Origin of the sequence: Chimaeribacter californicus (assembly GCF_002858675.1) — a bacterium.
GTDB lineage: Bacteria > Pseudomonadota > Gammaproteobacteria > Enterobacterales > Enterobacteriaceae > Chimaeribacter > Chimaeribacter californicus.
The window spans coordinates 23,914-47,440 of record NZ_PJZF01000025.1; the positions used below are offsets into that span (position 1 = coordinate 23,914).

Annotated in this window: 26 protein-coding genes; 7 read left to right on the top strand and 19 right to left on the bottom strand. The window is 59.4% G+C overall.

Going from position 1 to position 23,527, the window contains the following annotated elements:
• Window positions 1-83: 83 nt before the first annotated feature.
• From CYR55_RS20490 to CYR55_RS20540, 11 genes are all read right to left on the bottom strand, one after another.
• On the bottom strand, window positions 84-1,457 hold the full coding sequence (locus CYR55_RS20490) for an LLM class flavin-dependent oxidoreductase (protein ID WP_101818201.1): 1,374 nt from the start codon (window positions 1,455-1,457) through the stop codon (window positions 84-86).
• Entirely contained in the window at window positions 1,457-2,446 is a 990-nt protein-coding gene (locus tag CYR55_RS20495) for an ABC transporter permease (protein WP_241522198.1), read from the bottom strand. Before CYR55_RS20495 ends, CYR55_RS20490 begins: the two co-directional genes overlap by 1 nt.
• Window positions 2,439-3,458, bottom strand: coding sequence for an ABC transporter permease (locus tag CYR55_RS20500; RefSeq protein ID WP_175580823.1), 1,020 nt, complete (start codon window positions 3,456-3,458; stop codon window positions 2,439-2,441). The genes CYR55_RS20495 and CYR55_RS20500 overlap by 8 nt, the downstream gene beginning before the upstream one ends.
• Window positions 3,451-4,983, bottom strand: a complete 1,533-nt coding sequence (locus CYR55_RS20505; protein ID WP_101818202.1) for a sugar ABC transporter ATP-binding protein — start codon at window positions 4,981-4,983, stop codon at window positions 3,451-3,453. Before CYR55_RS20505 ends, CYR55_RS20500 begins: the two co-directional genes overlap by 8 nt.
• Entirely contained in the window at window positions 4,973-5,986 is a 1,014-nt protein-coding gene (locus CYR55_RS20510; RefSeq protein ID WP_101818203.1) for a sugar ABC transporter substrate-binding protein, read from the bottom strand. The genes CYR55_RS20505 and CYR55_RS20510 overlap by 11 nt, the downstream gene beginning before the upstream one ends.
• 171 nt (window positions 5,987-6,157) lie before the next feature.
• Complete coding sequence (locus CYR55_RS20515) at window positions 6,158-6,595, bottom strand: hypothetical protein (RefSeq protein WP_101818204.1); 438 nt, start codon at window positions 6,593-6,595, stop codon at window positions 6,158-6,160.
• A 24-nt stretch (window positions 6,596-6,619) separates the two neighbouring features.
• Entirely contained in the window at window positions 6,620-7,240 is a 621-nt protein-coding gene (locus CYR55_RS20520; RefSeq protein ID WP_101818205.1) for a response regulator transcription factor, read from the bottom strand.
• 209 nt (window positions 7,241-7,449) lie between these two features.
• Complete coding sequence (locus tag CYR55_RS20525; protein ID WP_101818206.1) at window positions 7,450-8,163, bottom strand: alpha/beta fold hydrolase; 714 nt, start codon at window positions 8,161-8,163, stop codon at window positions 7,450-7,452.
• 30 nt (window positions 8,164-8,193) lie between these two features.
• On the bottom strand, window positions 8,194-9,057 hold the full coding sequence (locus CYR55_RS20530) for a DMT family transporter (protein ID WP_101818207.1): 864 nt from the start codon (window positions 9,055-9,057) through the stop codon (window positions 8,194-8,196).
• 71 nt (window positions 9,058-9,128) lie between these two features.
• Window positions 9,129-9,665, bottom strand: coding sequence for a TetR/AcrR family transcriptional regulator (locus CYR55_RS20535; protein ID WP_206604054.1), 537 nt, complete (start codon window positions 9,663-9,665; stop codon window positions 9,129-9,131).
• A gap of 134 nt (window positions 9,666-9,799) precedes the next feature.
• Window positions 9,800-10,690: a LysR family transcriptional regulator gene (locus CYR55_RS20540; RefSeq protein ID WP_101818209.1), complete on the bottom strand. Its 891-nt coding sequence runs from the start codon at window positions 10,688-10,690 to the stop codon at window positions 9,800-9,802.
• Window positions 10,691-10,812: 122 nt separating this feature from the next.
• Between CYR55_RS20540 and CYR55_RS20545 the strand changes: the two genes are divergently transcribed.
• On the top strand, window positions 10,813-11,532 hold the full coding sequence (locus tag CYR55_RS20545) for a pirin family protein (protein WP_101818210.1): 720 nt from the start codon (window positions 10,813-10,815) through the stop codon (window positions 11,530-11,532).
• Window positions 11,533-11,645: 113 nt separating this feature from the next.
• On the opposite strand, the gene CYR55_RS20550 is transcribed toward CYR55_RS20545, so the two are convergent.
• Both CYR55_RS20550 and CYR55_RS20555 read right to left on the bottom strand, forming a co-directional pair.
• Complete coding sequence (locus CYR55_RS20550) at window positions 11,646-12,008, bottom strand: cupin domain-containing protein (protein WP_101818211.1); 363 nt, start codon at window positions 12,006-12,008, stop codon at window positions 11,646-11,648.
• An 80-nt stretch (window positions 12,009-12,088) separates the two neighbouring features.
• On the bottom strand, window positions 12,089-12,901 hold the full coding sequence (locus tag CYR55_RS20555; RefSeq protein WP_101818212.1) for an AraC family transcriptional regulator: 813 nt from the start codon (window positions 12,899-12,901) through the stop codon (window positions 12,089-12,091).
• Between the two features lie 225 nt (window positions 12,902-13,126).
• Between CYR55_RS20555 and CYR55_RS20560 the strand changes: the two genes are divergently transcribed.
• The 5 genes from CYR55_RS20560 (at window position 13,127) to CYR55_RS20580 (ending at window position 16,931) form a co-directional block, all read left to right on the top strand.
• Window positions 13,127-14,515 carry an aldehyde dehydrogenase family protein gene (locus CYR55_RS20560; RefSeq protein ID WP_101818213.1) on the top strand — a complete coding sequence of 463 codons (1,389 nt, stop codon included), beginning with the start codon at window positions 13,127-13,129 and terminating at the stop codon, window positions 14,513-14,515.
• Between the two features lie 133 nt (window positions 14,516-14,648).
• Window positions 14,649-14,876: a tautomerase family protein gene (locus CYR55_RS20565; protein ID WP_101818214.1), complete on the top strand. Its 228-nt coding sequence runs from the start codon at window positions 14,649-14,651 to the stop codon at window positions 14,874-14,876.
• Window positions 14,877-14,987: 111 nt separating this feature from the next.
• Complete coding sequence (locus CYR55_RS20570; protein ID WP_101818215.1) at window positions 14,988-16,034, top strand: NAD(P)-dependent alcohol dehydrogenase; 1,047 nt, start codon at window positions 14,988-14,990, stop codon at window positions 16,032-16,034.
• Window positions 16,035-16,176: 142 nt separating this feature from the next.
• Window positions 16,177-16,500: a hypothetical protein gene (locus CYR55_RS20575; protein ID WP_101818216.1), complete on the top strand. Its 324-nt coding sequence runs from the start codon at window positions 16,177-16,179 to the stop codon at window positions 16,498-16,500.
• A 206-nt stretch (window positions 16,501-16,706) separates the two neighbouring features.
• Window positions 16,707-16,931, top strand: coding sequence for a DUF4926 domain-containing protein (locus CYR55_RS20580; protein WP_101818217.1), 225 nt, complete (start codon window positions 16,707-16,709; stop codon window positions 16,929-16,931).
• 21 nt (window positions 16,932-16,952) lie between these two features.
• Here the strand turns inward: CYR55_RS20580 and CYR55_RS20585 are convergent, their stop codons facing one another.
• The 4 genes from CYR55_RS20585 to norV all read right to left on the bottom strand — a co-directional run bounded on the left by CYR55_RS20585 (window position 16,953) and on the right by norV (window position 21,034).
• Window positions 16,953-17,303, bottom strand: a complete 351-nt coding sequence (locus tag CYR55_RS20585) for a DUF3147 family protein (RefSeq protein ID WP_101818218.1) — start codon at window positions 17,301-17,303, stop codon at window positions 16,953-16,955.
• 221 nt (window positions 17,304-17,524) lie between these two features.
• On the bottom strand, window positions 17,525-18,424 hold the full coding sequence (gene tehB, locus CYR55_RS20590) for an SAM-dependent methyltransferase TehB (RefSeq protein ID WP_101818219.1): 900 nt from the start codon (window positions 18,422-18,424) through the stop codon (window positions 17,525-17,527).
• Window positions 18,412-19,569, bottom strand: coding sequence for an NADH:flavorubredoxin reductase NorW (norW, locus tag CYR55_RS20595; protein ID WP_101818220.1), 1,158 nt, complete (start codon window positions 19,567-19,569; stop codon window positions 18,412-18,414). The genes tehB and norW overlap by 13 nt, the downstream gene beginning before the upstream one ends.
• Window positions 19,570-19,573: 4 nt before the next feature.
• A complete protein-coding gene (gene norV, locus CYR55_RS20600; RefSeq protein WP_101818221.1) occupies window positions 19,574-21,034 on the bottom strand; it encodes an anaerobic nitric oxide reductase flavorubredoxin in 1,461 nt (486 codons plus the stop codon).
• Between the two features lie 154 nt (window positions 21,035-21,188).
• Here norV and norR point away from each other — a divergent pair, with 154 nt between their 5' ends.
• The gene (gene norR / locus CYR55_RS20605) at window positions 21,189-22,706 is read left to right on the top strand and encodes a nitric oxide reductase transcriptional regulator NorR (protein WP_101818222.1); all 1,518 of its coding nucleotides are present in this window, start codon (window positions 21,189-21,191) and stop codon (window positions 22,704-22,706) included.
• Between the two features lie 62 nt (window positions 22,707-22,768).
• Here the strand turns inward: norR and CYR55_RS20610 are convergent, their stop codons facing one another.
• Window positions 22,769-23,068, bottom strand: coding sequence for a helix-turn-helix domain-containing protein (locus CYR55_RS20610; RefSeq protein ID WP_101818223.1), 300 nt, complete (start codon window positions 23,066-23,068; stop codon window positions 22,769-22,771).
• Window positions 23,065-23,457 carry a type II toxin-antitoxin system RelE/ParE family toxin gene (locus CYR55_RS20615; RefSeq protein WP_101818224.1) on the bottom strand — a complete coding sequence of 131 codons (393 nt, stop codon included), beginning with the start codon at window positions 23,455-23,457 and terminating at the stop codon, window positions 23,065-23,067. The genes CYR55_RS20610 and CYR55_RS20615 overlap by 4 nt, the downstream gene beginning before the upstream one ends.
• Window positions 23,458-23,527: the final 70 nt, after the last annotated feature.

The following is a 23,527-nucleotide window of genomic DNA, read 5'->3' on the forward strand; positions in this document are numbered from 1 at the left end:
CCAATTGTCTTTTCAATGACCATTAAAATTATCCCCGCCATGCATGGCGCTGGCAGATAAAAAACCCGCTTCAGGCAGGTTTTTTATGATGGCCGACGAAAATGGCTTGCCGGGTGGTCAGCGGGTAAATGGCGCTGCCCTGCCCCGAACAGCCGTTCCCGCAGTGTCAGCGGGTGGGCCGGACGTTCAGCCATGCGCCCCCGCGCCTTAAGAACCGGCACCACATAACGGACAAAATCTTCAAAACTGCCGGGACTGATGGCGTAACCAATGTTAAATCCATCAACGCCCGCCTCCTCTGCAAACTGCTCTAACTGGTCGGCAATCGCCTGCGGGCCGCCTACCAGCGTTGGGTGAAGCCCCCCAATGCCGATGGTGTCCGCTGCCTCACGCAGTGTCCACTGCCGGCCGCTGTCGATACGGGTCAGGCTGGCCAGTGCCGAGCGACAGGCCTCCGTTTCGATATATTCCAGCGGACGGTCCAGGTCAAACGCCGACCAGTCCACGCCGGTCCAGGCAGAGAAAAGTGCCAGGGCGGCGTCCTGGCTGATGTACTGCTGAAACGCCTGATAGCGGGCCTGCGCGTCGCGATCGTCTGCGCCGGTTACCACCGTCACGGCAGCGATAAAACGCAGGGACGCAGGATCACGCCCCTGTTCAGCCGCCAGCTGGCGAAGGGTGTTTATGTCAGTGCGAATCGCTTGTGGGGTCAGCCCGGCCATAAAAACCACCTCCGCATTAACCGCTGCAAACAGGCTGCCGCGGGCAGACGTGCCGGCCTGAAACAGTACCGGGGTACGCTGCGGGCTGGGTTCACTCAAATGGGCATCCGGTACCTGGTAATACCGCCCATGATGGCCAATGGCATGGACTTTTTGCGGGTTGCTGTAAATCCCTGCCAGCTTGTCGCGCGTTACCGCATCCGCTTCCCATGACCCTTCCCAGAGTTTGCACGTGACATCAACAAACTCCTGCGCGCGCGCATAACGTTCATCATGCGGGATCTGCTGCGTCATACCGAGGTTGCGTGCCGCCGAGTCAAGCATGGACGTGACGATGTTCCATGCCACCCGCCCGTTGCTCAGATGATCGAGGGTGGTGAACTTACGCGCCAGCAGATAGGGCTGTTCGTACGTCGTAGATACCGTGATCCCAAAGCCAAGGTGGCGGGTAGCCGCTGCCAGCGCGGAGACCAGCAATAACGGATCGTTGACCGGCATCTGGGCGGCCCCCCGGAGCGCGGCGTCGGGAAGCTGCTGATAGACATCCAGCTGGCCCAGCGCATCGGCCAGAAACAGGGCATCAAATCCCGCGTCATCCAGCAGGCGGGCAAGGCTTATCCAGTAATTGATGTCGGTGTAGCGTGTGGCCTGATCATCCGGATGCCGCCACAGGCCGGCGGAAAGGTGGCCCACCACGTTCATCATAAAACCAAACAGAATAAACGGTTTTTTCATCAGCCGGTCTCCTTCTGGCGGCGATTAATCGCCCCGGTGGCCAGCACGGCAAAAATCAGCCCGCCGGTCGCGACCTGCTGCCAGTAAAAATTCCAGCCGATCAACAGCAACCCGTTAGCGATAAAGCTCAACAGCACCACGCCCAGCAGCGTACCCACCACGCTGGGGCGGCCGGACGGTGAGAACGTGCTGCCGATAAACGCGGCACCAATGGCATTCAGCAGGTAAGCATTGCCGGACAGCGGTACCCAGGCTTTAACATTGGATGCCAGCAGCAGGCCCACGATTCCGGCCGTCACGGCACTCAGCACAAACGCCAGCGTAATCAGGCGCCGGGTGGCAATCCCGGAATAGCGGGCGACGCTGCTCTGACTGCCAAACAGCGTGAGCGCCCGGCCATGCCGGCTTTTTTGCAGCAGCAGATGCAGCCCAACCGCCAGCACCGCCACTATCCACAGCGGTATCGGCATGCCGAGCAGCGTACCGCGGCTGATGGCAGTAAATCCTGCGGGCAGCACCTGGCTTAACAGGTAAATCGGCTGGCCGCCGTTGGAGGAGAGTTGCTGGATACTCTGGCCAATAAACAGCGTGCCGAGGGTGGCCAAAAAGGGCTCTACCGCCAGTACTGCCACCAGGAAAGCATTAAACAGCCCCACGCAGAGGGCTGCCAGCATCGCGGCAATGATGGCCAGCGGCAGCCCGGCATGATGCAGGGTAAGCGTCATCAAAACCAGGCAAGAAAAATCAATGGCCGTCCCCACAGACAGGTCAACGGCGCCCATCGTTGCCACCACGGTCATCGCCAGCGCCACAATGGCCAGCGGCGCGACATTATTCAGCAACACGCTTTCGATATTGCGGCCGGTAAAAAACCCCGGCACAAACAGGCTGAACAGCAGCAGCAACAGCACGAATGCCAGCAGCATCACCAGACCAGGCAGATTACCGCCTGTTTTCGCACGTAATGCCGGGAAGAATAATTCAGACACGGACGTTACTCCTCAGTTGACGCTGGCGCAGCAATGCCGTTAACGACACCACCAACAGGATAAGCACACCTTCAACCCCATTAATCCAGTAACTGGAGATGTTGATCAGCTGGAAGCCATTGGCAATCAGGCTCAGGAACAGCGCACTGATTAACGTACCGGTTACCGTTGGCACCAGCCGCCGTGAGAACACCACGCTCAGCAACACGGCGGCAATGACCATCAGCAGGTTGTCACCGGAACCGGGTGAGCTGCCGCTGAGCAGGGTAACGGAACCAAACGAAGCCAGCGCCGCCGCCAGGCCGCACAACACATAGCTGGCAGCAAGATAGCGCCCGACGGCCAGGCCATTCGCGCGGGCAGCCTGTGGGTGGCCGCCCACAGCCTGGAGCCGCAGGCCAAAGCGGCTCCCCTGGGCCAGAAAAATAAACCCGGCGGTCAGCAACACAAATGCCCACGCCAGCCACGATAACGTCAGCGGCCCGGGTGTGAGTAATGCCTCAAACAGCGGGCCACTCACCGGCACAGTGGCGTTCTGGGTTAACACCATCTCCAGCCCGATAGCGATATTCATCGTCGTCAGGGTGGCAAGTAACGGCAGGATACGCAGCCATACCACGGCAACCGCATTCAGTGCCCCCAGGGCTACGCCGCTCAACAGGGCCAGAGTCAGTGACGCGGTCAGTGAGTGGCCGGCTGCCAGCTGAGTGGCCAGCACCGCAGCGCTGAGCCCCATGTTGGCTGCCACGGATAAATCCATACCCCCGGTCAGCGAATGGCTGCCTCCCCCGGCCATGACCAGCGAGAGGCCAAAAGCCAGCGTGCCGGTGACGGCGGTCTGCTGCAGGACATTGCCCAGATTGCTCAGGGTCAGAAAGAGGGGTGACAGAAAGGCAAAAACGGCCAGCACCGTGATGATAATCAGCAGCGCCCCGCCCTGTAACCACTGTGCGCCTTTGCCGGCTCGCGGCCGTACAGGGGCGGACGGCATGTCAGACGCGCGTTCACTCATGCGAGGCTCCTGCAAGTGTTCCGGACACGGCACCCGATGCCCAGGCCAGGAGTTCATGATGATCGGTGGCGGCTGCATCCAGCGTTTTTACCAGCTTGCCCCGGGCCATGACCAGAATACGGTCACAAAGGGACTGCAGTTCCAGCAGATCGGCCGAGAACACAATAATGACCGCCCCTTCCGCGGCCAGGTTATGCAAGGCCTGGTAGATCTCCGCCTTGGCACCGATATCAACACCTACCGTAGGTTCATCCAGCAGGTAGAGCCATGCGTCAGTATTGAGCCACTTGGCCAGCACAACCTTCTGCTGGTTACCCCCGGAAAGCGCACGCAGCGGTGCTTCCATGCCGGGCGTGCGGATACCCAGCCGTTCGATATTGCCTGCCACCAGCGCCTGTTCACGGCGACGGTCAATAAAAAGCCCGCTGACCAGCGACGTTAACGAGGTCAGGGCAATATTTTCCCGGACGCTCAACGCCGGTGCGATGCCGTTCGCCCGGCGATCCTCCGGTACAAAAGCAATGCCCTGTTTTACGGCCTGATGAGGCGTACGCGGCAGCAGCGGGCGCCCGTTCAGGATTATGGTGCCGGTCAGGCCGCTCTCCAGGCCGAACAGCGCACGCACCAGCGCTTTGCCGCCGGAACCCAGCAGCCCGGTGATGCCGAGGATCTCACCAGACCGGGCGCTGAAACTGACCTCCCTGAAGCGGCCTTCTGCGGACAGCGCCGTCACCTGCAGTAATGTCTGCTCACGCCGTTGCGACTGACGCGGCGGCCCTTCACGCAGGGCGTTACCCAGCATGTCGTGGATTAACTGGTGCGGGGTCACGGTGCTCACGGTATGCTGCGCCACATTCCTGCCGTCACGCAGCACACTGACCTGCTGGCACAACTCGCTTATCTCATCAAGGTAGTGAGAGACATACAGCACTGCCAACCCTTGTTCCCTGAGCCGGCGAATGGCCTTAAACAGAGCCGTGACTTCATGGCGCGCCAGCGCAGCCGTCGGCTCATCAAACACCAGCACGCGCGGCGAGTGCCGCAGCGCCCGGGTAATTTGCACAATCTGCTGCTCCGCCACGCTCAGGTCTGCTATCAGGCTGTCAGGGTTGATATCCAGCCCGAAGTAATGCTGTATGGCCTGGCGGGCGACATGCCTGAGGCGGCGGCGATTGATCAGGCGCAGGCCCGGCCAGACGGGTTCCTCGCCTGACAGCAGCGTTTCCGCCACCGTGAGTGTGGGTGCCAGCAAACGTTCCTGGTGCACAATTTCAATCCCCAGCGCCCGTGCCTTGCCGGGCGAATCAATATGTATCTGCCGGCCATCCAGCCAGATTTGCCCCCCGTCGGCCGGCTGCAGCCCGCCCAGGATTTTAATCAGGGTGGATTTACCGGCACCGTTGTGGCCAATAAGCCCATGTATCTCCCCGGCTGCCAGAACAAGGCTGACCTGACGCAGTGCCGGCACGCCATCGAAAGCCTTATCAATCTGGTGAAGCGCCAGCAGCGGCGTATTACTTGCCATCAGACTGGCCCAGCGTTTTCTGCACGTCAGCCGCATTCTCTTTTGTCACGACCAATGCCGGTACGTAAGTGGCAGGCGGCAGATTACGCTCGCCGGCCAGATAACGGGCGGCGTTTTGTACGGCAGTTTTACCGATCAGGTAGGGTTGCTGCGCGACAACCGCCGCCGCGCTGGACTGCGGATCTTTTACCAGGGAGACCACGTCCGGGCTGCCATCCACCGCGTAGGTTTTAATCTCGTTACGGCCGGCAGCATCCACTGCCTGGGTCGCGCCAATCTGCGGCACATCCCACGCAGCCCAGATCGCCTGTACCGATCCTTTCGGATATTTATTTAACAGCTGGCTGATTTGCGAATAAGCATCCTGCACCGTATTGGGAATGACATCACGCAACTCAGGCTCAATGATTTTTATTTTAGGGTACCATTTTAATACCGCTTTTAACTGGTCGTAACGCATGGCGACCACAGGCACCCCATAAAACCCATTAAATACCAGAATATTCCCCTCACCCCGCAGATCATTAACCAGCTTTAAGGCCAGCTGTTCGCCGATATAAAAGTTATCTGAGGTCGTCACATTAATACTTGATGGGCTGGCAGTATCAACGGTGAATAGCGGAATACCCGCAGCGCGGATTTTTTTCAACCAGGGTTCCAGTACTGATGCAGTCCCCAACGTTTCGATAATTGCATCGGGTTTTTGTGCGATAAGCGTCTGTATTTGCGATATTTGCTGGGCCTCTTTACGGCCGCCGTCCAGCGCAACCGGTGTACCACGGAGGCGCCTGACCTCATCAATTTGCCCCTGGTACGCTTTTAAATCCCAGTAATGGTCGGTGCCTGCCACCGTAATACCAATGCGTTTCCCTTTTAATGAAGGCACGCCGGCATCACTTTCATTCGCCTGTGCCGGCAATGCCAGTAAAATAGCGGATGAAATCAATGCCGCCAGTGCTATGTTAACCCGCGAAGCGCGCTTAATTTTATTATTATCTGCCATCTCATTATTTTCCTGTCAGGTGAATTCCTGCCAAGTTAGCACAGGAATTAAACAGTAATAATGCTGATTTCAGATAACAATTGAGCAAAACCGGCAAATAACGCATTGCGTTAATTAACGGTGCTGCACCTGCTGCGATAAACGCTTACCTGAAAGCGGTAAGCGTCCGGTTTATGCCGTATCGCCATCATGGCGATCACCGGCCGGCGTACCCGGCAGGGAGGCGAACTGGCGGCGCAGTTCCCCGTGGGCCATGGCCACGGCGGGGGAATCCTGCAAAGCGCTGAGGTACTTCTGGTGGAAGGCGCTGCTATTTTCCCCGGGTGCCAGTTGCCATTCAATCTGGCCCTTATAGGCCTGCACCGTGGCCTGTTCCACATCCTGTTCTTTATCATCCAGCCGCTCATCGATGCTGACCAGGATCGCAGAAATCTGCTGTAACCAGGCAAATTGCGGGTGGCTGGTGAGCAGTTGCAGCTGATCAAAGGCGCTGCCGACCGCGCCAAACTGCGCCATTTCACTCTCTACCAGCGCTTTGTGCAGCCGGCGCAGCACAGCGGACATCGCTTTCAGCTGGGCGCGCGGTTCGGGCAACGTTGGGGTATTCAAGGGCTTCTCCTCTCAAGGGGCGGGTTAACGGCTCTGGGATTTCAGAATATTCAGGCGCTCTGCGGCCCTGACCAAATCCGCCAGCGAGCGGGCCTGCATTTTTTCCATCACGCGGCGTTTATGCACTTTGGCGGTAATTTCACTCACGCCCAGCGCGTTGGCGATCTGTTTGTTCAGCAGGCCGCCGATGGCCAGTTCCAGCACTTCGCACTCACGCGGCGTCAGGGTCTGGTGCCGCTGCCGCAGCGCCAGCTGCTCACAGGAGAGCGTGAGGTTCTTCTCCGCCAGCTGCAACGCCTCCGCCACCGCGTGCAGCAGCTGTTCGGCCATTACCGGCTTGGTCAGGAACTCATGCGCCCCGGCTTTCATCGCCTTCACCGACATCGGGATGGTACCGAACCCGGTCAGGAAGATAATCGGGATGGCGTGGCCGTTGTTATGCAGCATTTCGGCCACCTCAAACCCATTGGACACCGGCATGTTCATATCAAGAATGAGGCAACTGGGGATCGGGCTGAAAGGGTGCGCAAGAAACGCCCCGGCAGAGGCGAAATCCGCCACCGGGTACGCTGCTGACTCAAGCAAGCGGACAAGCGAACGCCTGACCGCCTCATCATCGTCCACCACATACACTATCTGATCCATCGTTACGTCCTGTTTTTGCTGTGGGTGATGCCGCAAGGCCCCCCAGCCAGAATTATCGCGATCGTAAGAACCACCAGATTGATTTGGGAGGATATTATGACTTTACAATAATGAGTATGGATATAATGAGCGAATGTTTTATTTCGTGAAAAATTAAGCAAAATGCCATGCGTTGGGGTGCGGCACCGGCTATCCCTGACCGGATGGCCTCACCGGGTGGTTTCTTCCAGCAGGCGCGCGGCGAGTTCCTCAGGCCGGTCGAGCATGATGTTGTGGCCACAGGCAATGTCGTGCACCCGCCAGTCAGGGTGGTCTTTCAGCCGCAGATGGGTTGAGACGAACCAATCCCCGCCGTTGGCCCCGGCAAAGATGAACGTGCGGTGCAGCGCGCGCAGGGCGGGCGCCTCGATCCCGCCCTGCACGGCCTGTACGAAGGTGCCCAGCGGCTGCGGCAATGACAGGGCATCGATCCGCGCCGCATCGGCCTCGTTCACGTTGAACAGCGCGGCGCTCAGCGGCGGGATCATCCCGCCCGTTTCGGCGGCTTGCGCCACCCAGAGCGCGGCGGCCCCCTCGCCCTGAACATCAATCAGCGATTCACCGGCCGCCGGGACGAAGGCGTCAATAAACACCAGTGCGCGGAGCCGGCCGGGGATCTGGTTAGCCACGCCGGTAATCACCATCCCGCCGTAGGAGTGGCCGCATAACACCGCCTCCTGGATATCTTCATAGTGGAAGACGTTCACGATATCCTGAATATGGGTGTCCAGCGTGATCGCGCCGCCGGCGAGGTGCGCCCGCTCCCCCAGCCCGGTCAGGGTCGGCGTATAGACGTCATGGCCCTGTTGCCGCAGCAGCCGGGCGAGCCTGCTCCACACCCAGGCCCCCTGAAACGCCCCATGCACTAATACAAACGTAGCCATCCGTAAGTTCTCCTCTCTTCTATTGCGGTGTTATGTTTCCGGCCGCTGGGCGGCACGGGTCTGGGTAATGGCGACACCGGTGATGCCCACCAGCGCACCGGCCACCAGCGTCAGCGACAGCGGTTCATGCAGGAAAATCACTCCGGCGATGACGGCAAAAACGATTTGCAGCAGGGCAAACGGTGCCACCCGGCTCATGGAGCAGCGGGCGATCAGCCAGAACCAGAGGCCCCAGCCGGTAATCGCGCCAAACAGCACGGTGTAGGCGAACGCCAGCCACGCCGACACACTGCCGGTATGGAGCGCGGCGAGCTGCCCCTGTTCGAACAGAAAGGAGGCCGCCATCACCTGCGGCACGGTGAACAGCGACATCCAGGCCATGAGTTTTAACGGCTCAAACGGCCCGTAGCGTTTCGTCAGTACGCTGCCGACCGCCAGGCAGAACCCGGCCGCGACAACCAGCAGGGTCGGCAGCATCCTGACGGTGGCACCGGGTTCTGCCACCGTCAGCGCCACGCCGCCGAAGGCCAATGCCAGGCCAAACAGAATGCGCGCCGACGGCCGCTCCCCGAGAAAAGGCCAGGCGAGCAGCACGGTAAACGGGGTGGAGAGCTGGTTGGCCACGGCGGAGACGCTGGCCAGCCCGTGTTCCAGCCCGAGAAAAAACAACGCAAAGTTCAGGCCGCCGAAAAATACGGAAATGGCGATCATCGGCCCGAGTTCGCGCCGGGTCGGCCGCCCGACAAACGGCAGCAGCATCAGCGCCACGGCGGCGAAGCGCAGCCCGACAAAAAACAGGGGCGGAAAAGTCGCCAGCCCGACCTTGATAACCACAAACTGCACGCCCCACAACAGCGGCACCAGCAGCGCACAGAGAATTTGTATCAGAGACATCGCGACTCCCCTCTTTAAAGACCAATCGGTCTAGATATAGGCCTGAAAAAACGCGCCGCAGCGGGGGCGCGTTACCTGACTAAACGGTCGATAAGGCTCTGAACCGCCGCATGGGACACCGCCGGTTCCGGGCCTGTTTTGCCGACGACGCGCATCCCTTCAAGCACACAGAGCAGCAGGCGGGCGGCGGCGGCCGGTTCAACCCCGGCCGCCAGCTCCCCTGCCGCCTGGGCGCGGGCCAGTGCCGCGGCAAGCTGCGTCTCCAGCGCTGTAAAGAACCGGCCGATGCGCTTTTTGACCTCAGCATCGTGCGCGGCCAGCTCCATGGCGGTTGCCACCACTAAACAGCCGCGTTTCCCGGCAACGCCGCTGGTGCGGTCTACGTAGCCGGCCAGACAGGCACGCACGCCGTCCAGCGCCGGTTTGTGCGGATCAAGCTCGGTATTCAGCCGCGCCAGGGCATCGTCGATATAGCGGTCCAGCGTGCGCAGGAACAGGCCATGTTTGTCACCAAATGCCGCGTACAAACTCCCGCGCGACAGGTGCGTCGCCTCAAGGAGATCGGGCAGCGAGGTGCCGTGGTAGCCGCGCGACCAAAAGACCTGCATCGCGCGTTCTACGGCGGCGTCTACATCGAATTCTCTGGGCCTGCCACGCGGGGCGGGGCGTAACGTTTCTCTGTTCATGGTTTCAATCTAGACCATTCGGTCTTTAAATGCCAGCCCTTGATCATTGCCTTTCTTTACTCCGTCCCCTGTGCCTTCAGCCGCGCCTCCAAAAATGACAAAAAGACGCGGGTGACTTCGCTGCGCTGGCGGTGCTGGGAGTAGAGTGCGTTCAGGCTTAGCGGCGCGGGGTGGTGCGCCGCCAGCACCGGCACCAGCTCGCCCTTTTTCAGCGCCGGGCCGACGATAAACGCCGGCAACAACACCAGCCCCAGCCCGGCGATCGCTGCGTCACGCAGCACCTCCCCGTTGTTGCTGATGATCGGCCCCTGCACATCCAGCATTTTGCGCTTGCCGTCCTGCACCAGCTCCCAGCCGGTCTGCCCTTCCCGGCCGTAACGCAGGCAGGCGTGCGCCAGCAGATCCTCCGGGGTCTGCGGCTCCCCGGCGCGCTTGAGGTAGGCGGGGCTGGCGCAGATGACCCGCGTAAGCCGGCCGAGGCGGCGGGCGATAAGCGTTGAGTCCGCCAGCGTGCCGATGCGGATCGCGATGTCAAACCCCTCACCAATCAGATCCACCTGCCGGTCTCCCAGCTCAACCTGAAACCGCACCGCCGGGTACAGGCTCAGGAATTCGGCAATCAGCGGCGAGAGGTGGCTCATGCCAAATGACATCGGCATGCTGATGCGGAAGGTGCCGTGCAGCGCCTGGCGGCGTTCGCCCACTGCCTGTTCCGCCTCGTGGATGTCATCCAGGATGCGCTGCGCATGCTGGCCGAACACCTGCCCCGCCTCGGTGACGGAGAGCTTGCGGGTGTTGCGGATCAACAGCCGCGCGCCCAATGACGCCTCCAGCGCCGCCATCCGCCGGCTGACGTACTGCTTCGACAGCAACAGCTGATCCGCCGCGGCGGTAAAGCTCCCGGCGCGGATCACCGTGATAAAAATACGGAGGTCTTCTATCTGCACATTGTCCACCTGATTGTGACAGTGATTGTCATTCCAGCCGATTGTTGAGCAAAACAGTTTACGTATACTTGTTCCCCATAGGAAGGGCAACCGCCTTTCACCCCATCCCCAAGGAGAACACCATGATCGAGCAAAGACTGTCTGAACAACGTGGCCAGGGTAATCACGGCTGGCTGAACTCATATCACACCTTTTCGTTCGCCGGTTACTGGGACCCGAAACAGACCGGTTTCTCCGACCTGCTGGTGATTAATGATGACCGGGTTGCGCCATCACGCGGTTTCGGGGCGCACGCCCACAACAACATGGAGATCATCTCCTATGTGCTGGAAGGGGCGCTGGCGCACAAAGACTCGATGGGCACCGGCTCGGTGATTGTCCCGGGTGATGTGCAGCTGATGAGCGCCGGTGCGGGGGTCACGCACAGCGAGTTCAACCACTCCACCAGCGACGGGGTGCACTTCCTGCAGATCTGGATTGTGCCGGATGAGAAGAACACCACGCCGGGCTACCAGCAGGTGTCAGTGCCGGACAGTGAAAAACGCGGCCAGCTGCGCCTGATTGTCTCGCCGGACGGCAGCAACGGCGCGTTGCGGGTGCGCCAGGACGTGAAGATCTACGCCGGGCTGTTTGATGGTGATGAGCAGCAGACGTTTGCGCTCGGGCAGAACCGCTACGCCTATATCCATGTGGCCCGCGGCAGCGTGAACATCAACGGCATCGCCTTTACCGCCGGTGACGGCGCACGCGTCCGGGATGAAGCCTCGCTGACCTTAAGCGGCGGCGACCAGGCGGAAGTGCTGCTGTTTGACCTGCGCCCGCTGGAAGTGAACCACCCGTAATAACTAAAAAGCCCCCGCTGCAAGACGGGGGCTTTTTTATGCCCGGCCTCCGCGCTAGCACGGGGGTCAGGCTGATGTCACGTTAAGCTGCCATTGCGCCAACGTCCGGATGCTCAAATCCAGACATCATTTACTGCCGTCCGTTCTCCGCCTTCATGGCCGGTATTCAATACGCCGCGAGGTTCGATCAATATCAGTTGAGTCTCAACACCGGCATAGGGTTTATGCTCCACCCCGCGCGGCACTACGTACATTTCTCCCGGCTTAATCCAGACCTCACCCTCCCGGAAATCAATGCGCAGCGCGCCCTCCAGCACAATAAACACCTCGTCCGTTTCTGGATGAGAATGCCAGACAAAATCACCGTGAATTTTCACCACCTTAAACTGATAGTCATTCATTTCGGCGATGACTTTTGGCTGCCATTGTTCGGTAAAAAGAGAGAATTTATGTGCGAAATTAATAGGCTGATACATCTGCAGGCTCCTTATTTAAGAAGCGTTCAGCATAGTGACCCTGGCTGACCGAAATCTTGAACGATTGTGCAACGGTGTGCTCAGCCGCCTTTGATGAACCTGAGCCAGCGGCCCGGCGGCACACCGACGTTGCGGATAAATTGGCGGGTCATGTGGCTTTGATCTGAAAAGCCCGCATCGATGGCAATATCTGCCAGATTCCCGCCTGATAACATCAGCCGCCTGCAATGTTTCAGACGGCGCAGGGTGACGTACCGGTAGGGGCTGGTACCAAACAGCGCCCGGAAATCACGGCTCAGGCTCCAGCGATCTCTTCCGCTGATCTCAGAAAGTCTCTCCAGGGTAATGTTTTCATCAAAACAGGTGTGGATATATTCCCTTGCCCGCTCCGCAGCCTGATAGTCATACACCCGCCGTGGGTGGCGTTGTCCTCCGACCACCGCCAGCGTCTGGGCCAGATCATAAAGCGCATCCTCTTCTTCAAGCGTTTCAAATGGGTCATCCATCGCCCGCAGCAAAGGTTGCGCCGCGGCAAAGAGCCGTGGGTCATCCGAAAGGCCGCCCGGAATAAAAGGTAGCGGCTTGCCGCCCACTATTTTTTGAATTAATGCAGGCTCGATATATATCATCCGATACCGGAACCCCGCCTCCGTACCCGCTTCCCCATCATGGACTTCATCCGGGTGCAGGACGATGGTGCCGCCGGGCAGGCTATTTCGCCGGCTGCCGCGATAGTTAAAACGTTGCACGCCGGACAACGTACGGCCAATGGCGTAGGTATCATGGCGATGAAGCGCATACCCGTGGCCGCCAAAAAACGCTTCGAGGCGCTCTATTTGTGAGGGAGAGTGGGCCAGCTTAACCCAGTCATGTAAGTTTTTATTGGGTGACATAAGAAGGGGCCTGTTCCTGTCAAAACAGCGATGACCAGAAGACGTTTATAGATAAACGTTACCGCGCCCGCTGGCTAGTCAACGCGTTAAAAATACCCCTTTTTAAGATAACCAAGCAATCTTATTTTCCCTGTTAGAGAACAACCCATTCACTATTATTCACTATAAAAGAACAACAATCAGTCTTACAGTAGGCTCACATCTTTTAAAACAGCGAGCCGAACCATGCAAATGTCTTCCGATACCCACGCATTTTCTGTTAACCCCGCCACTGGTGAGAAGATCGCCGCTTATCCGTTTGTAACGGCAGAGCAGATTGATCAGGCCGTTGAGGCGAACTACCGCGCGTACCAGCAGTGGCGCGCCCTGCCGCTGGCGGCGCGGGGGCAAAAGCTGCGCGATCTGGCCGCCTCGCTGCGCACCCATGCGGAGCCGCTGGCGCTGATGATTACCCAGGAAATGGGTAAGCCGGTGAACCAGGCGCGCGCTGAAGTGGAGAAATCCGCTGCGCTGTGTGACTGGTATGCGGAACATGGCCCGGCGATGCTGGCAACCGAACCCACCACAGTTGAAAACCAGAACGCGGTGATTGAATACCGGCCGCTCGGCCCGCTGCTGGCGGTGATGCCGTGGAACTTCCCGCTGTGGCAGGTGCTGCGCGGCGCGGTGCCGAGCCTGCTGGCGGGTAACAGCTATGTGCTGAAACATGCGCCGAATGTGCTGGGCAGCGCGCAGCTGATCGAGGAGATTTTCCTGCATGCCGGGTTCCCGGCGCACCTGTTTACCCAGCTGAACGCCACCAATGCGGGCGTCAGCCAGATTATCAACCACCCGCGCATCGCGGCGGTGATGGTCACCGGCAGTGGCCGCGCCGGCAGCGCGATTGCGGCACAGGCGGGCGCGGCGCTGAAAAAATGCGTGCTGGAGCTGGGCGGTTCCGATCCGTTTATCATCCTGAACGATGCCGATCTGGATGACGCGGTGAAAGCCGCCGTGGCCGGGCGTTACCAGAACAGCGGCCAGGTGTGCGCGGCAGCCAAGCGGTTCATTGTTGAAGCCGGTATTGCCGAACGCTTCACGGAGAAATTTGTTGAGGCGGTGCGCGCCATCAAAATGGGCGATCCGCGTGAGGCGGAGCACTATGTCGGGCCGATGGCGCGTTATGACCTGCGCGACGAGCTGCATAATCAGGTGCAGGAATCCCTGGCACAGGGCGCGACCCTGCTGCTCGGCGGTGACAAACTGGCCGGGGCGGGCAACTACTACCTGCCGACCGTGCTGGGCAACGTCACCCCGGAGATGACCGCCTTCCGCCAGGAGCTGTTCGGCCCGGTGGCCGCCATCAGCATCGCGCAGGACGCCGACCACGCGCTGGCGCTGGCGAATGACAGCGACTTCGGCCTGATGGCGACGATTTACACCGGCGATGTGGCGCGGGCGGAACAGATGGCCGCCGCGCTGGAGTGCGGCGGCGTGTTCATCAACGGCTACAGCGCCAGTGACCCGCGCGTGGCGTTCGGCGGCGTGAAGAAAAGCGGCTTTGGCCGTGAGCTCTCCCATTTTGGCCTGCACGAGTTCTGCAACATCCAGACCGTATGGAAAAACCGCCGTTGACCGGCTGCCGGGGGCGTGACGCCCCCGGATCGCATAAATGAATAATCCTCATAACAGCATTCTGTTTAGGCTGCTAAGCGATGAGCCTGTGATTGCCTATACTTGGCAAAGCCTGTGTTAAAGGAGAGAGAAAATGCCCCATGTGCTTGTAAAACTGGTACCCGGTAAAACCGAGGAGCAGAAACGCGCGTTAACGGACGCCATCTCCCAGAGCGTCCAGCAGCATCTCGGCTCCACTGAAGACGAAGTCTCCGTGGCGTTTGAAGAGGTACCGATGGATCAGTGGGCGGAGACGGTCTACCGCCCCGAAATCGTCGGCTGCCCGGATAAAATCTATAAAAAGCCCGGCTACACCCTGTGATGGCCGCCTGCCTGACAGGGCAGGCACGCACAAACCGGATTCTTACATTACGCTGTATACGGGCGCCGCGAGGGTGTCCGTTTTCTTTTTACATCTAAGAGGTGGTAAACGATGAAAACCCAGGGCTATGCCGCACTGAAGGCGGGCGCACCGCTGGTTCCTTTCTCATTTGAGCGTCGCGCCCTGCGTGACAACGATGTGGCGATGGAAATTCTGTTCTGTGGCGTCTGCCACTCTGACCTGCATCAGGCCCGCAACGACTGGGGCATGGGCACCTACCCGATGGTGCCGGGCCATGAGATTGTCGGCCGCGTGACGGACATCGGCGCAGGCGTTACCCGCTATAAAGCCGGTGATCTGGTCGCCGTAGGCTGTATGGTCGATTCCTGCCAGACCTGTGACCAGTGCCGCCAGGGCGAAGAGCAGTTCTGCCGCGAAGGCATGACCCCGACCTACGCCGGCCAGGATCGCATCACGCAGGAAACCACCCAGGGTGGCTACTCCAAGCACCTGGTGGTGCGTGAAGAGTTCGTGCTCTCCGTGCCGGAGACGCTGGAGCTGTCCAAAGTTGCCCCGCTGCTGTGCGCCGGTATCACCACTTACTCCCCGCTGCGCACCTGGGGCGTTGGCCCGGGCAGCCGCGTCGCCGTGGTCGGTTTGGGTGGCCTCGGCCACATGGCGGTAAAACTGGCAGCCGGTATGGGCGCCACCGTGACCGTGATTGGCCGCAGCGCAGCCAAAGCGGACGACGCGCGCGAACTGGGTGCCGATCACTACCTGATCTCCACCGATGAGCAGGCGATGCAGCAGGCGTACAACAGCTTTGATGTGATCATCGACAGCATCCCGGTACGCCACGATGTGTCGGTTTACATGCCGCTGCTGGATGTGGACGGGACCATGGTGATGGTCGGCCAGATTGGCCCGATCGACGAGCAGAACACCTTCCCGATGGTGTTTGGCCGTCGCCGTCTGGCCGGTTCCCTGATTGGCGGCATCAAAGAAACCCAGGAAATGCTGGACTTCTGCGGCCGTAAAAACATTCTGCCGGAGTGTGAAATCATCAACATCGACCAGATCAACGAAGCGTTCGAGCGCATGGAGCGTTCTGACGTGCGTTACCGTTTCGTGATCGACATGGCGTCCCTTTCCGCCTGATGTTCCACGCTGCGCCCGGTGGGCGCAGCGTTCTTTCCTTTCGCTTCCCCTCCTTCCCTTCTCCCTCTTTCTGAAGTCACCTGATTGAAACCGGCCTTTTCCCCAGGGTTGCTACACTTACCCTTTAACCAAGGAGCCGCGAATGAAATCTGTACGTCTGATTGAGACCCTGTTGATCGGGGAAGATGAGCACCCGACCCATAAATATGAGATTTACGGGTCAGATAGTCAGACCCCGGACTATGCGCTGCTGTTTGAGCGGCAGGCCAACGGCAGCAGCTGGGTGGAGAGTGAGGAGCACATCAGCCTGACCGCTGGGCAGGAAAAGCAGGAGGCCGGTTCCGTGATGGATTATGGCTACAGCGACAGCGCCGCCGCCCTGCGCGATCTGGTCAGTGACGCCATTACCCGGTGTGAGGAGCACTGGCAGGAGAGCCAACACCCGGGGGAGAGTGAGCGGCACTAGGCCGTGTTCCGTCACTGTTTTTAGCACCATCCAGTGCATGTTCTGACTACAAAAAGTCTTTTAATGTGGCCCGTTACGATTTCCCTGAAGATGCATGGCCGCTGATTTTCCGGTCGTCGTTATCCGCCAGAGTGGGCATCTGAGCCACTCTGGCGGATAAACGATATTCAGGCCGGAAACTCAACTTCCGGTGGTACAAAAATGCAATGTCGTGGAACGTTGTTTTGCGATCTGAATTAGAGGTTGTCGTTTTAGCTGAAGATTTACCGGATGAAAGGCTAACTAAAGGGATGATCGGTACGGTTGTTAACGTATTTGAAGTTCCTACACTCGCCTATTTAGTTGAGTTTTGCGATGAGGAAGGAAGAACGATTGCGCTGCCGACCTTACTACCTGTTCAACTGAACGATTATGCCACCGATTTACCCTGACACCCGCTATTAGTACCGGTGTCACATGAGGTCAATACCGAAGCAGTGAAGCACAAGCGCATACAACCAGAAAATCACCACGGTCATGAGGCAGGAGGCCAGCAGCGCGAGCCAGAAGCCCCAGCGCTGTAACATGACGGGAAAGCAGAGAAACATGGGAAGCGTCGGGAGCACGTACCAAAACGTGTACCACGCGTGGCTGGCGATCTTCTCCTGCGTTTGCCCCTCGAGCTTCATCCATATCAGCACCAAAACAGTCACCAGTGGCAACGCAGCCAGCAGTCCGCCGAGCCGGTCGCTTCGCTTTGCCACCTCAGAGACAAGCACAACCATCCCTGCAGTCACCGCATATTTCACAATCAGCCAGATCATTTCATTCCTTCTTATCCCAGTGGCCCGTATTTACCATAACATCTGTTGCACACCCTGTCAGATCGCTACTGGCAGCGTTTCCGGGATCTGACGCAACACGTTCAGAAAAGGCAGCCAGAAACGCGCAGAGCATGCTTAAACTGACTGCCATCCGGTTATTTTTAAAGCAGTTGTTACGTTAAGGGACACAGCCCAGGCCGCTTTTTTTGTCTTTTCCTGCCTTACCCGCGCCCCTTGCGTGCCAGCAGGGTGGCAAAACGCATTTTGATCCGCTCACCCCGTGCGTCTGTTTTATGCAGCGCGCCGGGGTTCTCGTTATATTTCACCATCTCCCAGCCCGCGTAGGCGTCCCGCAGCTCCCCGGCCCGGAAGGTAAACGGGAACGGCATCACGCAGGGGTAGTCTTCGCTGTCCATCGCCGCCACGATCAGGTTATACCCACCCGGTGCCGTGGCCTGTTGCATCTGCTGTAGCAGGGGCGCAATGCTTTCCGGTTGCAGGAACATCATCACCACTGTCGATACAATAAAATCGTACTGCCGTTCAATGCTGACGCCATTCAAATCACGCTGCGCCAGCGTGATGCCAGCCAGATCGTCGGCGTTGATGATCTCTTGCAGATTCGCCAGGCTGTCGGCGTGTTTGTCCCACCCTTCCACCGAAAACCCCTGCTGGTGCAGATAGAGCACATTGCGGCCGTTGCCGCAGCCCAGATCCAGCGCCCGCCCCGGCGGGATGATCCCGGCCGCTTCGATTACCTCGGAATGAGGCAGCGTCAGCTGATATTTTTTATGGAAATAGGCCGCCGGTTCACAGTAGAACGCCAGTTGGCAGGCGATGTCCGGGCTGAACGCCACAATGCGGTGCCACTGCTGCGGCGCGATGCGTGGCGGCTGGTGCTCCGGGTCAAAGGTAAAGCGCTGCGTCACCTCACCCTGTTCAGTCAGCAGGGCAAACTCCAGCGTGCCGTGGAGGATCGTCAGCTGCGCCCAGGTGCCCGGCTGGGTATTGTGCTGCTGCTGAAACGCCGCGGGCAAGGTGTCGTGGTGCCAGACCGGCAGGGTTTTGTAGCAGATCAGGGTGTCGCCGGAAATCTGGGTGTCGCAAATTACATCGTACATAGGTGCCTCGCGGTGTCGGGTAACTGTTTCAATAACTGGAAAGCCTGTTTCATCCGGCCTTCGCTGACCACAAAAGCCTGAAGCTGCTGCTGCCCATCCCTGCCGCAGGCCACCAGCCCTTCGGGGCCGGCCTCGATCGCCCAGTGCAGATCCGGGGCGGTGGTCTGGCCCGCCAGGTGCAGCGGCAGATCCGGGGTTTTCACTTTGATCAGCATCGGTGGCAGGCGCAGGCTGTCTTGTGCGCCGGTGAGGTTTTTCGCCAGCGTCATCGCCGCCAGTTGCGCGGGTTGCAGGTAGGGCAACAGCCTGCCCTGGATTTCGGCGCAGTCGCCCAAGGCGAAAATCGCCGGGTCTGAGGTGGTCAGGCAGTCATCCACCACAATGCCGTGGCGGGCCTGCAACCCGGCCTCCTGCGCCAGCGCAATATTCGGCACCAGCCCGATGGCGCAGACCACCGCGTCTGTATGCAGCGTGCGGCCATCGGCCAGCGTTGCGACAATCTGGTCATCCTGGCGTGCCAGCCCAGCCAGCGCTGCGTTGAAATACATCTGCACCCCCGCGCCGATCAGCCGGTGTTGCAGGCGGGCGCTCACTTCCGGCGGCATCAGCGTGGCGAGCAGCGCGGCAGCGCGGTCCACCAGCATCACCTGCTTGCCCGCCCGGTTAAGATCCATCGCCAGCTCGGTGCCGATCAGCCCGCCCCCCAGCAACAGCACCCGCTGCGCGCCCTGCAACTCTGCTTCTGCCCGGCGATATTCCTGCTGGCTGTTGAGCGTGTGCATCCATTCCCGGCCGGGGATTGCCGGGATGCGCGGCTCCGCCCCCAGCGCCAGCACCAGCTTACGGTAAGTGAACGCTCCGGCGTTGGTCTCGATGCGGTGCGCCGCCCGGTTGATGCGCGTGACCGGCGTATGCGGGTGCAGCATCAGGTTATGGCTTTCGGCAAACGCCCGGGCAGGCAGGCGGGTGAGATCCTCTGCCCGCTGGCGCTGGCTGAACACCTGGCTCAGCTCCGGTTTATTATATTCATCACAGCTGTCGGCGGCGATCAGCCGCAGGCTCAGGCGGTTATCCAGCCGCCGCAGGTTTTTAATCAGCTGACGGGCGGCAAAGCCGGAGCCGATGATAATGATGTCGTCAGTCATCCTCTCAGCCCTCCAGCGGGTCAAACACCGATTTTCCCAGCCCACACTCCGGGCAGAGGAAATCGTCCGGGACATCTGACCACACCGTGCCCGGTGCCACATTTTGCAGCGGTTCGCCGAGCGCCGGATCGTAGACCCACTGGCAAACGCTGCACTGCATACACTGGCCGGTGGCGGCGCCCTCGCTCTCCGGCGCGGCATTGACCGCCAGATCGGTGAGCGCGGCCGGTTGCGGCGCCTGAACCGGCTGGGGCTTCACCGGCAGCGGAGAGAGCGCCCACTGGCGGGCGATGGTGCGGCCATGCTCGCGGCAGACTTCCAGCATATCGCCATCCGGCCGCCATTTGGCTTTCAGCGCCAGCGTGGTATCAAACCCGGCATCCATCAGCCGGGTCTGGATGCGGTCAACCGCCCCGCCGTTCCAGCCGTAGCTGCCGAAGGCGGAGGCTTTTTTGTTGCGGAAACGCAGGCCCGCCATCTCTTCCAGCATCCCCGCCACTTTCGGCATCATCACGTTATTCATGGTGGAGGAGCCGACCAGAATCCCTTTGGAGAGGAACACCTGCGTCAGGATCTCATTTTTGTCGTGCCGCGAGACGTTATAAATTTTCACCGCCACGCGCGGGTCAGTCTCAATAATGCCCTGGGCGATCGCATCCGCCATCATGCGGGTATTGTTGGACATGGTGTCATACAGCAGCGTGATACGGTCTTCCTGATAGTCCGCTGACCAGTTGAGGTAGTGCTGCACAATCTGGGTGGGGTTATCGCGCCAGACCACGCCGTGCGAGGTGGCAATCATGCTGACCGGCAGGTTGAAGCCGAGGATCTCATTGATTTTCGGCGTCACCAGCCGGCTGAACGGCGTCAGGATGTTGGCGTAGTAGCGCAGGCACTGCTCGAACAGCTCGTTCTGATCCACTTCGTCATTGAACAGGTGCTCGTCACAATAGTGCTGGCCGAAGGCGTCATTACTGAACAGCACCGCGTCGCCGGTCAGGTAGGTCATCATGCTGTCCGGCCAGTGCAGCATCGGCGTCTCGACAAAGATGAGCTGCTTGCCGTTACCGATCTCCAGCCGGTCACCGGTTTTCACCACATGGAAATTCCACTCCGGATGGTGGTGGTGGCCGTTAATTGAATCGATGGCGTTTTCACTGCAATAGATGGGCGTGTCCGGAATCTGGGCCATCAGCGCCGTCAGCGCGCCGGCGTGGTCCTCTTCTGCGTGGTTAATCACGATGTAGTCGATACTCGCCAGATCAATCTCCTGCATCAGGTTCAGCACAAAATCCCGGCTGAATTTGTGGTCCACGGTATCGATCAGGACGTTCTTCTCTTCGCGGATCAGGTAGCTGTTATAGCTGCTGCCTTTCAGGGTTTTGTATTCGGTGCCGTGGAAGTCACGCACTTCCCAGTCACGTTGGCCGACCCAGGTGATGTTGTTTTTAACGTGGATGCTCATGGAATGTCCTCAGAATAGTATTCAGTTACCCTGAGAGTGCACGTGGCGTGCCAGTTTTTATCTTATTGAATTTTAACAACTAAAAATAAGAGATTGTTAAAATGACACCCGAAGGCTATTGTGTTTTTGACACGGTTATTGTGGAAAAGACACCATGAACATGTCCGTAAACGGGCTGGCTGCGCTGGCAGTCGAGATGCAAAACGGGTTATCACGGCCCGACCGGTTTAACCGGATGATTGGCAGCCTGCATCAGTTGTTGCAGTGTGATGCCACCGCCCTGCTGCGCTATGAAGCGCAACATTTCCGCCCGCTGGCGACCGCCGGGCTGGCGCCGGATGTGATGGGGCGGCGGTTTCAGCTGGCGGCCCATCCCCGGCTGGAGGCGATTGCCCGCGCCGGGGACGTGGTGCGCTTCCCGGCAGACAGCGACCTGCCCGACCCCTATGACGGGCTGATCCCGGCACAGCAGGATCTGCACGTTCACGCCTGCGTGGGGCTGCCGCTGTTTTCCGGGCAGGCCCTGATCGGCGCGCTGACGCTGGACGGCATGGACGCCCGACAGTTTGATGCCTACAGCGATGAGGAGCTGCGGGTGGTGGCCTCGCTGGTGGCCGGGGCGCTCAACAATGCCCTGCTGATGGAGCAACTGGAGAAGCCGGGCCAGCGGCTGACCATGGCGGATGACGCGCCGCATGAGGCCGGTGAGACCGAGATGGTGGGTGACTCGGCGGCGCTGCAACAGCTGCAGCGGGAGATGGCGGTGGTCGCGCCCACCGACCTGAATGTGCTGATCACCGGTGAGACCGGGGTCGGCAAAGAGCTGGTGGCACAGGCGCTGCACCGGCGCTCAGCCCGGGCAGCGAACCCGCTTATCTACCTGAACTGTGCAGCGTTGCCGGAATCGGTGGCGGAGAGCGAGCTGTTCGGCCACGTCAAAGGGGCCTTTACCGGCGCGATCCACGATCGCACCGGTAAATTTGAGATGGCCGACGGCGGCACACTGTTTCTGGATGAGATCGGCGAGCTGTCGCTGCCGTTACAGGCGAAGCTGCTGCGGGTGTTGCAGTATGGCGATCTGCAACGCGTCGGGGAAGACCGGCCGCTGCGGGTGGATGTGCGCATCCTGGCCGCCACCAATAAAGATCTGCGGTTAGCGGCAGCGCAGGGCACATTCCGTGCCGACCTCTACCACCGGCTGAGCGTGTTCCCGTTGCAGGTGCCGCCATTGCGGGAGCGCGGTGAAGACAGCGTGCTGCTGGCGGGTTACTTCTGTGAAAAATGCCGGGTGAAATTCGGGCTGCGGCATCTGGCGCTCAGCGCCGCCGCCCGCGCCAGGCTGCGTGCCTACCCCTGGCCGGGCAATATCCGCGAACTGGAGCACGCCATCTACCGTGCCACGGTGATTGCGCAGGCGGAAAACGGTGGCGGTGACCTGCTGCTGTTGCCCCACCACTTTGCGCTGACGCCGGGCAGTGACGCGCCGCAGGATGAGGCACCGGAAGACCCGCTGCCGCTGCAAAATTTGCAGGCCGCCACGCGGGAATTTCAGCGCCATTACGTGCGCCGCGCCCTTCAGGCCAGCAATCACAACTGGGCCGCCTGCGCCCGCCGCCTGGAGATGGACCCCGGCAACCTGCACCGGCTGGCGAAGAAACTGGGGTTGAAATAGGGGGCAGATAATAGTTTTACGGCGGGGCTTAGATAGCTGAATCAGCCCCTATACACGTTGTCTCAGAGGCGGTAAATACGGCCTGTGCCGGTCGGCATTTCAACACTGAGACTGAGGGTTCCGCCTAATGCCTCAACATATCTTTTCAGGCTGGCAAGTTTGATCTCTTCCCCACGCGCTTCAATAGCCGCTATCGCCGGTTGGCTGATCCCCATCTTTTTCGCCAACTCTGTTTGTGACATTTCTAACTCTTCGCGTAGCTGGCGAAGCCGGATCTCAAGGATTTTCGCTTCTGCTTTCTGTTGGATGCGCGCCTGTGACTCCGGGGAGCATTTAGCAATTAATTCATTGAGTTTACTCATTTTATTGACTCCGGATATTTTCTGTTTGCGTCGGCGCTGTTCATTGTTTCAAGATGTTTTCTATACTCTTCTTCAGCAGTTTTTATCATATCTGCGTAAAATCTTTTTTCTTTAAGGCCAGTTTTGTCACCCGCGCATAACACAATAGCCTGCCTTTTTGGGTCGAATACAAAGAACGCTCTGACAGACCGACCGTTACTTTGTACCCTCAGCTCTTTCATGTTGGAAATCGTTGACCCCTTGATATGGTCAACCTCCGGCCTGCCAAGCATCGGCCCAAATTGCTCAAGCACCTTTAAGCCTGCCAACACATCTTCGATCATGTCAGTATCTTGTTCTTCCAACCATTCATCAAAGTATGCCGTGGTATCAACAATCCATCTTCCCATCTTACCGACCCGTCCCTATAAACTATAGTTTATATTATATAACCTGTAGTTTATAAACTAAATTGTGTCG